This is a genomic window from Bartonella sp. AA81SXKL (genome assembly GCF_042196945.1).
Taxonomy (GTDB): Bacteria; Pseudomonadota; Alphaproteobacteria; order Rhizobiales; family Rhizobiaceae; genus Bartonella.
This window is the reverse complement of the sequence record NZ_JBHIRH010000002.1, coordinates 47,179-59,203: the sequence shown is the minus strand read 5'-3', so window position 1 is coordinate 59,203 and position 12,025 is coordinate 47,179. Positions and strand designations below refer to the sequence as shown.

The 12,025-nt window shown below is 35.5% G+C and carries 8 protein-coding genes, 1 tRNA gene and 2 pseudogenes; 6 read left to right on the top strand and 5 right to left on the bottom strand.

The window, feature by feature from the left end; translation table 11 throughout:
* Positions 1 to 110: 110 nt before the first annotated feature.
* Positions 111 to 290, bottom strand: coding sequence for a hypothetical protein (locus ACFINZ_RS01525; protein ID WP_375673134.1), 180 nt, complete (start codon positions 288 to 290; stop codon positions 111 to 113).
* A gap of 256 nt (positions 291 to 546) precedes the next feature.
* On the opposite strand from ACFINZ_RS01525, the gene ACFINZ_RS01520 reads away from it, so the two are divergent.
* Genes ACFINZ_RS01520 through ACFINZ_RS01510 form a run of 3 tightly spaced genes read left to right on the top strand, consistent with a single transcriptional unit; the run spans position 547 to position 4,000 of the window.
* The gene (locus ACFINZ_RS01520; protein ID WP_375701125.1) at positions 547 to 2,214 is read left to right on the top strand and encodes a peptidase domain-containing ABC transporter; all 1,668 of its coding nucleotides are present in this window, start codon (positions 547 to 549) and stop codon (positions 2,212 to 2,214) included.
* Positions 2,204 to 3,529: an HlyD family type I secretion periplasmic adaptor subunit gene (locus ACFINZ_RS01515; protein WP_375701124.1), complete on the top strand. Its 1,326-nt coding sequence runs from the start codon at positions 2,204 to 2,206 to the stop codon at positions 3,527 to 3,529. Before ACFINZ_RS01520 ends, ACFINZ_RS01515 begins: the two co-directional genes overlap by 11 nt.
* Positions 3,530 to 3,535: 6 nt before the next feature.
* Positions 3,536 to 4,000: a toxin-activating lysine-acyltransferase gene (locus ACFINZ_RS01510; RefSeq protein ID WP_375636201.1), complete on the top strand. Its 465-nt coding sequence runs from the start codon at positions 3,536 to 3,538 to the stop codon at positions 3,998 to 4,000.
* Between the two features lie 233 nt (positions 4,001 to 4,233).
* On the opposite strand, the gene ACFINZ_RS01505 is transcribed toward ACFINZ_RS01510, so the two are convergent.
* Positions 4,234 to 4,308 (bottom strand) — tRNA-Gln (locus ACFINZ_RS01505).
* A 559-nt stretch (positions 4,309 to 4,867) separates the two neighbouring features.
* Here ACFINZ_RS01505 and ACFINZ_RS01500 point away from each other — a divergent pair.
* Together ACFINZ_RS01500 and ACFINZ_RS01495 are read left to right on the top strand one after the other, a co-directional pair.
* A pseudogene (locus ACFINZ_RS01500) lies at positions 4,868 to 5,577 on the top strand (tyrosine-type recombinase/integrase); the annotation flags it as partial.
* A 492-nt stretch (positions 5,578 to 6,069) separates the two neighbouring features.
* Entirely contained in the window at positions 6,070 to 6,672 is a 603-nt protein-coding gene (locus tag ACFINZ_RS01495; RefSeq protein ID WP_375606385.1) for a superoxide dismutase, read from the top strand.
* A gap of 82 nt (positions 6,673 to 6,754) precedes the next feature.
* Here ACFINZ_RS01495 and ACFINZ_RS01490 read toward each other — a convergent pair whose 3' ends face one another.
* The gene (locus ACFINZ_RS01490) at positions 6,755 to 8,848 is read right to left on the bottom strand and encodes a S9 family peptidase (RefSeq protein ID WP_375634276.1); all 2,094 of its coding nucleotides are present in this window, start codon (positions 8,846 to 8,848) and stop codon (positions 6,755 to 6,757) included.
* An 856-nt stretch (positions 8,849 to 9,704) separates the two neighbouring features.
* Here ACFINZ_RS01490 and ACFINZ_RS01485 point away from each other — a divergent pair.
* Positions 9,705 to 10,142, top strand: a complete 438-nt coding sequence (locus ACFINZ_RS01485) for a MucR family transcriptional regulator (protein ID WP_012754848.1) — start codon at positions 9,705 to 9,707, stop codon at positions 10,140 to 10,142.
* 98 nt (positions 10,143 to 10,240) lie between these two features.
* On the opposite strand, the gene ACFINZ_RS01480 is transcribed toward ACFINZ_RS01485, so the two are convergent.
* Both ACFINZ_RS01480 and ACFINZ_RS01475 read right to left on the bottom strand, forming a co-directional pair.
* A complete protein-coding gene (locus tag ACFINZ_RS01480) occupies positions 10,241 to 10,651 on the bottom strand; it encodes a SufE family protein (protein WP_375611146.1) in 411 nt (136 codons plus the stop codon).
* 108 nt (positions 10,652 to 10,759) lie between these two features.
* A pseudogene (locus ACFINZ_RS01475) lies at positions 10,760 to 11,135 on the bottom strand (DUF5330 domain-containing protein).
* Positions 11,136 to 12,025 lie beyond the last annotated feature (890 nt).

The following is a 12,025-nucleotide window of genomic DNA, read 5'->3' as shown; positions in this document are numbered from 1 at the left end:
TTAGCGATAACATCCATAGGCTGTATTTCCTATACCTGTGGCAAATCCTACTCCAGAGCCAACTCTTCCTCCTAACCATAAACCTTCCACAGCGCCTATTGGTCCTCCAGTTACCCCCCCATAACTCCACCAATTACCACTCCCATATCATGTCCCCTATGTCCCATTGAAAATCCTGCAGAGAGATAATCTCCAACAGTACACCCAGGTCGTGATCCACTGCTTGAAAAATTCATTGATGAAACATGAGACCAACCATTAGAAAAACTAGAACCAAATGAACGAAACATATAAAACCTCTTTAATTATTGTTAAAAATAACTGTATCACAAAGATACAGTGGAAAATTCATTATTGTTCATTTTAGCAAATATCAAATATAATTTGTATAAATAACAATAAAAATACTGTATAAATAAAATATACATTTTGTTTGTATTGCATACATACAAAATGTATATTTTGTATAAATATAATACTATTTACAATACTGTTTAAATATGCGACATCCATCGCTCTTTCTCTTAAACAAAATCATAAATTCAAATGAGTCATTCACAAGAAAAACCTGTATCATTCTCTTGGTTTACAAGAACAACAAAGAAATATATTTATTATGTCATCGAACTCAGTTGCGTTGCTGTTGTTTTGCGCTTACTTGGCTTGGTGAATCCTTTTATTTTTCAAGCGATTATCGACCGTATTCTCCCTTTTCAACGTATTGAAAGTCTCTATGCTATCGTTGTCTTGATGGTTGCTATTATGCTGTTTAGCACGGCTCTTAGCACTCTATCAGGTTACCTAGGCGCTTATTTAGCCAATCGGCTTACATTAGAATTTGGGCGGCGCATTTACAGCCATCTGTTAAGTCTTTCCTTGCCTGTCTTACGCACTTGGCAAGTGGGAGAACTATTCACGCGAATCGGAGAGGTTGATACAATTCGCGGTTTTCTAACAGGAACCATCGCCACAACTGTGCTAAATGTTCTGTTCGCAATCATTTATCTTGCGGCACTCTTTTCCATTAGTCCGAAACTGACCTTCATTGTCCTTATCATTTTACCTTTACAAATGGGTTCTTTAGCGTTGGTCGGTCCCTTCTTGCGCCGCCAATTACGCCGTTCTTTCACTCTGCAAGCTGTCCATAAATCGCGCCTTATTGAAAGTTTTACCAATCTTGAAGCCATTAAAGCACATGTAAAAGAATCTGCTCATACGATACGCATGCAAGAAACTTTAGCTCGTAGTTTAGATCAAAGCCTTACAACCAGTAAATTGCATCTTCTCAATGGAGCCATGAGCCATATTTTTGGTGATCTTTTCACTATTTTTATTATCTTTTTTGGTGCTCAGGCAGTTCTTCAAAACCAGATTACGCTAGGGCAACTTATTGCCTTTCATCTCCTCGCTGGAAATGTTTCTGGTCCTATCTTAAGCCTTGCATCCCTATGGGAAGAATGGCAGCATTTGAAAATCTCTCGTCTTCGTTTGGGCGATATTCTTAACTCCCCTTCAGAATGGGAAGAAGAAAAGCCGCCTCTTCAACTCAGCGCTCCTCCTCATCTTGAAACCAACGATCTCTGTTTTTCTTATGGAGATAAGTCCATTATCAATCATCTTGATGTCTGTTTACAACCTGGGCAACCAATTATGTTACTTGGTCCTTCAGGGTGCGGAAAAACAACCTTGGCGAAGCTCCTTTGTGGACTCTACCCCCCAACAAGCGGAAAGATATTGATTAACGCCCAACCTTTACAGAATTTTGATGTCCGTAGCGTGCGTGACACAATCGCGTATTTTCCCCAAAATCCTTGCCTTTTTTCCGGAACCATTCTTGAGAATATGCTTCTTGCTAAACCAGATGCCACTAAAGATGAAATCGACTCTGCACTATATGTTAGTGCTTGCCATGATTTGATTGCTCAGTTGCCTCTAGGACTCAATACTCAAGTAGGAGAGCAAGGTGGTTTTTTATCAGGTGGTCAGCGCCAACGCTTGGCTTTGGCTTGTTTCTTTCTGATAAATCCAAACCTTCTTATTTTGGATGAACCTACTTCCGCATTGGATGACACTGTCAGTGCACAAATTGTTGAGCATTTATATAAACTTTCGCAAGAACGTATTGTTCTTGTTATTACCCACAAAAGTGACCTCTTTCCTCAGCATGCAACCGTCTTAAACTTTACTGATTTGGAGGCAAAAAATGGCAGATAAAGCTCCCTATTTGCGCCCTTTGTCACCAACGCTTCATATGGTGGTTGCTGTTTTGGTCACCTTATTTCTCTTTATTGTAATCGGCAGCTTTATCGCAAAAACAGAGATTGTTGCACGGGGGCAAGGAAGTGTTATTCCCACCGCTTACGTTCAGCTGGTCCAAGCGCAAAATACAGGACGCATTGAGAAAATTCTTGTAAAAGAAGGGCAATTTGTTCATCAAGGGAATCTCCTTATTCAATTAGATCCTCGTGAAGCCCTCAATGAGTGTGCACGTGTTCAAGCAGATATCGCGCAACAAACCCTTCAAGCACAAATCGCAACAGCTATTTTAACAGCTTTGCATGAAAGTGATCCTTTGGATAAAGATTTTGTAACCAAAGGGCTTGCCTATCTGCCAGTTCCTCCTTCTGGCAACACGACTGCAAGAATAGAAGGGGAAAAACTCATTAGCGCTACCCTTCAATCTCTCCAAGATAAATTAAGAGCGTTAAAAGCACAAGCGGACCGTGTCGAACGCAGCGGTGCAACACAACATGCGCAATTAGATAGGTTGGAAGATGATCGTCAATTAAGCCAAGGGAAATTAAAGGCTGCAAAAAGCCTAATGGAAACAAAAGTCATTAGCCAAGCCGTTTATTTAGAGCGTTTACATGACTTTAAAAATGTCGAGCATGAAATTTTAACCAATCAAAGACGTTTGGAAGAAAATACCGCCGAAATAAACACCCTCCGCCAACAACGGAAAAGTCTCATTTCCGATGAAATCGCCCGCTATCGGCAACTTTCGCGTGAAACAGAACTGAATCTTCAAGGATTAAAAGCAAAGCTTGATAGCACTCAATACCATCTTGACCACTTATCACTTTATGCACCTGTTGATGGACGTATCGATGATTTAAGTATCCATACTTTGGGCGGCTTTGTAGAGGCTGGTAAAACTCTCATGCGCATTGTCCCTGGTGCCGGCGGACTCATTGTCGAAGCGTTTTTTGATAACAGCGATATCGGCTTTTTAGAAAAGGGCCAACGCGCTTACATCAAGTTTTCTGCCTTTCCGCCTGAACGTTTCGGTGTTATCCACGGTAAAGTCGTTAATGTAGGCGCTACAGCACGCTATGATAAAGAAATTAATGGTGTCTACGCTGTTTTAATCAAAATTGACCAAGATCACATCACTTTGAATAACAAACAACTTAAATTTATCCCTGGCATGACTGTGACAACGGATGTCATTACCTCAAAACGACGGCTCATTTCTTATTTCTTTGAACCTATCACCAAAGTTTTAGAACAATCTCTAAAGGAAAGATAAAGATTAATGTGTGTGCATAAAAATCCTTCATCATCATTCATAGACCCTCTTACAGCGTTAGGAGCTATGATGGTTTTAATGCTTACATCTCCCTTATACCGCCGCTGGCGAATTTGGGATATCGAACGCAACATAGGACCCGCCTTACAGACTGGGCAATATAAACTCTATAAAAATGAACGTGGAGAATTTTGTGCCTTTATCACTTGGGCTTTTTTAGATGAGAAAAATCATCAATCTATGCTTAAAAAGGGAGAATTTTTACCCGATGTCAATTGGCAGAATGGAAAATACGTATGGTTTATTGATTGTGTAGCACCCTATGGCCATACTGCTCATATTGTACGCGATATGCAACGAAATATATTTCCTGATCAGCGTTATTGTTATGCTGTACGACGTAATGAAGATGGTGGAATACGAAAAATTGCACGCTGGTGTTGCTATAGAGCGCAAAATCCAGCCAAATAGTTTTTCTAAAGCAAGTGCGCATAAATCATTTATTCCCCTCTTATAAAAAATAAGCTTTTAAAAGAGTTCTTTAAGCGATAGCTATATTAAAAGAAAACTTTACCATTATTTAGAGCTGCCCCGCTACAAATAGGTGTTTTTCAACTTACCAGACTTTCTATGAATAGCAATAGATGGTTAAGGGGGCTAATTCACTCTCAAGCTGAACTTTGATTAACTAATTTCACTAATATTGGCTGGGGTACCTGGATTCGAACCAGGGAATGCCGGTACCAAAAACCGGTGCCTTACCGCTTGGCTATACCCCAAAAAAACACGCTTTATAGCAACTCTTGCACTTTATAGCGATTCCTGTGATTGGACGCAATATCTGAAAATCAAAGACTTTACTTTTTTATCATAAAATTTCTGAGTTTTGTATGGCATTGCCATCGATACAAATTCGTAGCAGAAACTGATATACAGTTGTGATTTTAACATAAGAAAAAACCATTTATCCATCAATTATTTTGCTCTTTGTATTGATTTTCTAGGAACAGAAAATGAAAATCTTGCAGTTTACTCATGTATCTAATAAATTTGCATATGATTTACTTTTCTTGATATATTAAAATCCCATCTTGCTCAATTTAAGAAAAAAGCTGTCACCACATTGGCAATCGGTAAGTGTATAATAGTGCTGCTGTGCTCTAGCAACACATTGATTTATAATAATAAATCATCCTTTTTCAACTTGAATCATAACTCCGAATATAGTAAGATTTTCTCATCACAAACCCTCTCAGATTGAATCAATTAATATCACTTGCTTGCACGTCAAAAGCGGGGCTAGCGTGTGGGTAAAAATTGTACAAGAAAGGAGTAAAAATGGTTCTTATGAATCGTCTTAATGCAAGGGCTGTCGCAACATTGGGGCTGGCAAATATAATGATGGTGCCGGCTTGCTTCTTCATAAGCGTAAAGATGGTGGTGCTCAATGGCTTTATCGTTATACCATTCATGGTCGGCACCGCGAAATGGGCTTGGGTGCATTAAGACATGTTTCTTTAAAAAAAGCCCGTGAATTAGCAAATCAATGGCGTTCTGTTTTGCATGAGGGGCGTGATCCCATTAAAGAACGTGAGAAACAAAAGCGTGAGGCAATAAGTAATCTCCATTACCTAAAAGACATTGCCTTAGATGCTTTTGAAAGTCGTAAAGCTGAATTAAAAGGAGATGGCAAGGCTGGGAATTGGTTTCTACCTTTACAACTTTATATTCTCCCCAAATTAGGCTGTATTCCTATTTCAGAAATTACACAAACAGAGATACGCAATGTTCTTGCTCCCATCTGGCATGCAAAAGCTGCAACCGCAGAGAAAGCAATAAATCGTCTTAATATTTGTCTCAAACATGCTGCTGCTTTGGGGCTGGATGTTGATTTACAAGCAACGATAAAAGCACGGGCTCTCTTAGGGAAACAACGCCATAAAGCACAAAATTTACCAGCAATGGACTGGAAAGATGTTCCTGCCTTTTATCAGTCACTCTGCAAAACAACAACAATGACACAACTGGCTTTGCGTTTGCTTATTCTTGCATTAAGCATAAAGATGGTAATGTCCACTAATTTTTACATTATATTATTCATGGGTAGCACCATAAAATAAAATCAAGCACATTGAAAAATATTTCCTAAAAAATAACACTTAATATTCTGTTGAAAACATTATGATACACCAATAAACTGGAAGAGTTTTGCAAAAATTAAAAACATTTTATATGGTATTTGAAAAAATAGAGATACAAAAACAAGGAATAATAACTATTTCCATTTACTTTTTATTCAAAAGATAATGATATTTATTACCCACTCATAGATGTAAAAAAATCTTCAGAAGCAATCTTTATGTAGACCAATACCCTTTTTGATTGATGAATATACATTTCCTAAAAGCTTCTTTTACAAAAAGAGAAACATTAAAACTATTTCATACAAACTAGGTATTCAACATTTGCTTTTAAATGCGGTAAATGGCAAATTAGACTTATGAAATAAGCTTAACAATTAGAATCGAGGAGATTTTTAAATGGCTTTTGAATTGCCCCCGTTGCCTTATGATTACGATGCCCTTTCGCCTTATATGTCACGCGAAACGCTTGAATATCATCATGATAAGCATCACCTTGCTTATCTTACCAACACCAATAATTTTGTGAAAGAGTTAGGCTTAGAAAATGAAAGCCTTGAAGATATTGTTAAAAAAAGTTTTGGAAAAAATATTGGTTTGTTTAATAATGCAGCGCAGTATTACAATCATAACCACTTTTGGCTTTGGATGAAAAAAAATGGTGGTGGCCAAAAACTTCCTGAAAAGTTAGCAAAAGCTATTGACGCTGATCTAGGTGGTTACGACAAATTCCGCGCTGATTTTATTGCTGCTGCTAGTGCCCAATTTGGTTCTGGATGGACGTGGGTTGCTGTTAAAGATGGCAAGCTTGAAATTATGAAAACGCCTAATGGTGAAAATCCCTTAGTGCACAATGCTCGCCCTATTTTGGGTGTCGATGTGTGGGAACATTCCTATTACATTGATTATCGCAATGCTCGACCGAAGTACCTCGAATCCTTTGTAGACCATTTAATTAATTGGGACTATGTTTTGGAACTTTATGAAGAATGTGAATTTTAAACTATCTAGATAACTTTTTAGTGTATGAAAGTCTCTATAATCCAATAAATTATCGGAGACTTTCATACAGAAGTATTATGGATTAGCAAAAGTCTTTTCCTGCTATCTTTAGAATATATGCATAGATATAGGCAACTTCTTCTAGCTTTGAAAAACGTCCAGCTGCACCAGCGTGCCCTGAATCCATATTAATACGTAATAAAACTGCATTATCGTCTGTTTTTAGGTCTCGTAATTTTGCCACCCATTTTGCAGGCTCCCAGTAAGTTACACGAGGATCTGTTAATCCTGCCATCACAAGTATAGGGGGATAGTTTTGAGCTTTGACATTATCGTAAGGGGAATAGGAAGCAATAAGCTTATAATCTTCTTCTGATTCAAGAGGATTCCCCCATTCGGCCCATTCTGGAGGTGTGAGTGGCAATGAAGCATCTAACATTGTCGCTAAGACATCAACAAAAGGCACATTCGCTACGATCCCAGCAAAATCCTGGGGAGCTATATTGGCAATGGCTCCCATCAACATCCCCCCTGCTGAACCACCATGAGCAATCAGCCGGTCGTGAGAAGTGAATTTATTGTTTACAAGGTAACGCCCACAAGCAATAAAATCTGTAAATGTATTGTGCTTAAAGAGATGCTTTCCTTTCTCATACCACTCTACTCCCTTTTCTTTTCCTCCGCGAATATGAGCAATCGCGTAAATAAAACCTCTGTTTACTAGAGAAAGTACATTACTATTGAAACTGGCAGGAATAGAGATCCCATAAGCACCATAACCGTAAAGCAGACAAGGCGCACCACCATCAAGGAGAGTGTTTTTGTGGTAAAAAAGTGAAATAGGAATCTTCTCACCATCGTCTGCTATTGCTGTAATCCGTCGTGTTACATATGCATCTTTATTATGCCCAGAGGGAATTATTTGCGTTTTTAAAAGCATTCGTTTACAATTTTTCATCTCATAATCAAACACTTGATCAGGTGTTGTCATAGATGAATAGGAAAAACGAATAGTTGGACTGTTATATTCTGCAACTCCTTGCAAACTTAAAGAATAAGCCTCTTCAGTAAAAGCAATGGAATTCACTTGTTTAGTGGTACGTTCCATCACTTTTATACGTGGAAGCCCCTCAAAACGTTCGATCCAGACAAGAAAATCTTGATAAGCATCATGGGATAATATTAGGCACCCAAGCTGATGTGGGACAAACTCAGACCAATTTTCTGATTGTGGAGATGTATATGGCGCTACCATAATTTTGAAATCTTTTGCATTATCTAAATTGGTCAGAATATAAAAGACATCACCACCCTCTGTAAGTGAATATTCAATACCTTTTTGTCGTTTCCGTACACATTGGGGAACAGTAAAAGGCGCCTCAGCAGGAATTAACCAGATCTCGGATGTTTCATGATCATGAATATTAATATAAATAACATCATTAAGCTTAGAACCGCTTACATCTAAGAAAAAACCTGGATTGTCTTCACGAAAAATAAGCTTATCTTGTGATTGATCTGTGTTTAATTGGTGATAATAGAGCTCTGAAGGTCGGTGGTTTTTATCCATCTTAGTATAGAAAAAACCTTCAGACCTAGCATCCCATACAATTTGACCAGATGTATCAGTAATTGTGTCCGTACAATCAGACAATGTCTCAAAATTACGAATTTTAGCTGTATAGAATTCTGATCCTTTGTCATCATAGGTCCATACCACATGTGTATGGTCAGGAGATTCTTGAACTGAACCAAATTTGAAATATTCTTTGCCTTCTGCCAAGACATCACCATTAAGGTACACGTTTTTTTCTCCGCCATTCCTTGGTGTCTGAAAATAATGTGGTTGTTGGCCTCCGGTAACATAAGAGAATCCGTAAGCAAAAGGACCATGTTTTATAGGAACAGAACTATCATTCTCTTGGATCCTGTTTTTCATTTCGGTAAAAAGCAAATCTCGTAATGGTTTTGTATCAGCCATTTGAGCTGATTGATAAGCATTTTCTTTTTCAAGATAATGTCGAATATTGGGATCAAGACAGTTAGGATCTTTAAAAACATCTTGCCAGTTAGACGCACGTAGCCAATGATAGGGATCATCACGAAAAATACCATGATATATTTCCTTATGAGTGATTCTAGATGCTTTGGGAGGAATTGCAAAAGTGCGAGTCATACACAATCCTATATTAAAATATGTTAATAGCTTCGTTTATATGTTAGAATCACAGTGATTGATGCAAGTGTAAAAGTCTATAAGTTCTATTCACTTGCAAAAATAGCACCATGATAATTTTTAAAACTAATACCTTTCTGTTCATTACATATCACAGCTATTGTTTTCTAGGGATATAACACCACTTTTATAATGAAAGTGACTGGTAAAACAATTAAACTATGAGAAAAAGAAGTGATTTTTTTTGAAACAGTATAATCGCATAATTTTACAGAAAGGAATAAATATATCTAAAATATTATTATTACTGTATAAAAATAAAAATGTCATATCTCCTTTTAATGAATAGTTTTATATTATAAATAAATATTATTATGTCATATTTATAATATATAATGTTTTTTTATTATTAAATTTTATAAATATAAATAATAAAAATTAATTTAAAACTTATTAAACATAAACTTACTAAACTATAAGTATTCAAAACAAAATATAATAATTTATATATTATATTTTTATAATTAGTAATTTTATTTTTACGTTCTCAAAAAAAATAAATAAATTTTATCATATATTTTTTTATATTTGTGATGTATTATATATTATGTATGATATGTTATAGGGTAAAAATATATTTTAGCATGTAATAATTTCGTTTTTCTTATTGTATATTATGACAAAAAATGGGTATTTATTTGATTTTTTTGTGTTTTGGCAATTTTATAGAATAATTGAATTGACAAAAAAGATTTTTGTACAATATGAAGCTCATGTGCATGAGATCTTTATATCATGAGTATATGCACTATATCTCGATTTTGAATTACTCAATTTTAAATTAAAGGAAACAAGAATGGAACATCGTGCAGTCTTAGAGACTGAAAGCAATTTAGTTATTACATTGGTTGCTGATATTGTTGCTGCCTACGTGAGTAATAATTCTATTCGACCGACTGAAGTGCCAAGTTTAATTGCTGATGTCCATGCTGCTTTTCGTAAAGCAGGGAATCTAGAGTTAACAGAAGTCGAAGTTGAAAAACAAAGGCCTGCCGTTAATCCGAAGCGTTCAGTATTTCCTGATTATCTCATTTGCCTTGAAGATGGAAAGAAGTTTAAATCTCTAAAGCGTCATCTCATGACACATTATGGAATGTTGCCAGAGGAATATCGTGAAAAATGGCAGTTAGATAGTTCTTATCCTATGGTGGCGCCTAATTATGCAAAAACACGATCAGCTTTGGCCAAAGAAATGGGGCTTGGACGCAAAAGCAAACGGAAAAAAACTAAATAATCTTATTTTGCGAAAAAATGGTTTCATGTATAAAGTTGATTTTAGTATACATGTTTTGTGTGAAGCTTTTGTATATATAGCAATTTCTACCAAGGGGATTACATATAGCTTTCGTTACGAATCCGTTTAATCATTGATTTCAGACCATTTGATCGTTGTGGTGTAAGATTTTCATTTAAACCAAGTTTTTCAAAGAGCTCTTGAGCATCAGAATTGCGAATTTCAGAAGCTTTTTTGCCTGAATAAAAAGCAAGAAGTATGTAAATGAGTCCACGCACAATATGAGCATCGGAATCACCTTGAAACGTCAATATTGGATCTTTTGAGTTATTACGTGAAGATAAAAGCCACACTTGGCTAACACAACCAGGAACTTTGTGAGCATCGTTTCGAGCGCTTTCTGGAAAAGGTGGCAATTCATAGCCAAGCTCGATGACATAACGATAACGATCTTCCCAATTATCCAAAAGCGAAAAGTTTTCTATAATATTACCGATTGTTTCCGCCATTATTTTAGTCCTGTTTCGTTTGAATAATCATTCTTGAATACACTTATAAAAAATAAATATTTATTCTTCCTAACATAAATAACACGAAGAACGTTAAAAATCCTTATTTCAAGATAACATTGCATGGTTTTGTAAGAACTCTTGTATTTCGATTTTGTAAGAAACATTAGGGGAAGTCTCTGATATCATTTTTGTTTCCTAATATGTTCCCTAAATATTCATAAGCAGCTCTTGCACCGTAATATGCGCGCTCGCCAAGTGAACTTAAAAAGGATTTTCCTACTTTGCAGGTTTTTATATTACGGTCACAAAATGCGCCTAAGTCATTTAAGGCTTCCTTAAAAGCAATAATCACATCGCTCGTTGTTGTCTCATTATTTTGGGGGCTAGAAGAATGGTTACTGCTTGGATCTGCTACAAAAAATGAAATAATGACAAAAATAAAAAATAAAAAAAATGATAATTTGATTAAAAAACGTATCATGGATAATCAATGTACCGCAGTGGTCAATACAATAAAAGAAGCATTTTATACACTGTTGCTTTATAAACAATTTATAAAATGTGCTTTTTATAAAATTGAGTATTCATGTATTGGATCTATATCATTGGCTTTTTTATAAATATGGCACAATTCCGCTGTATAAAATGGGATACATTGTCTATTCAGTAAAAAATTAACATCAAAATTATACACTTACAAGCTGGTCATGTTAATGAACATACTATGATAAAAAATGAGAGAGATAATCATGTTGTGTACATAATTATTTTAAATAATAGTCCACCATATTAGCTTAGTTGAAAAGGCTAAAAAGAGTAAAATTCTGTTATTCTGACTCTAGTGTCGATAAAATATTTATATTATCTATAAAATTTTTACTGGAATGTTATGAAAATGGTCAACATGTCGATAAAAACATCAAAAAAATAACTGCATCTCTTATGATTACATCTCAAGCCAGTTTTTTTTCTATAACATTGTAAACATCAATTTAATTGATACTTATGAAAATTATTTAATAGAAGGAATTTATACCAAAATATAATAATATTAAGAGATAATTATTCTTACCAAACCGTTTATGGATCAGTAACCATCTATATGTAAATTATAAAGAATAGATAACGATTGTCATCTTTTTAGCGTTATAGGCAAATATTTTCAATTTTATTTTAAATAATAGGCAAACATATGCCACAAAATGAAGAATAACGTGGCATTATTGTTTAGATAATTATATGTGATAATGCAGTTTGCAAACACCAAAATGATCTTGAATGCTAATCATTTGGTACTCTCTTTATACACATTAAAGATTTGTAAAAAAATGAAATGAATAAAAGTTGGTAAGAACTCTTGTTGATTTATCA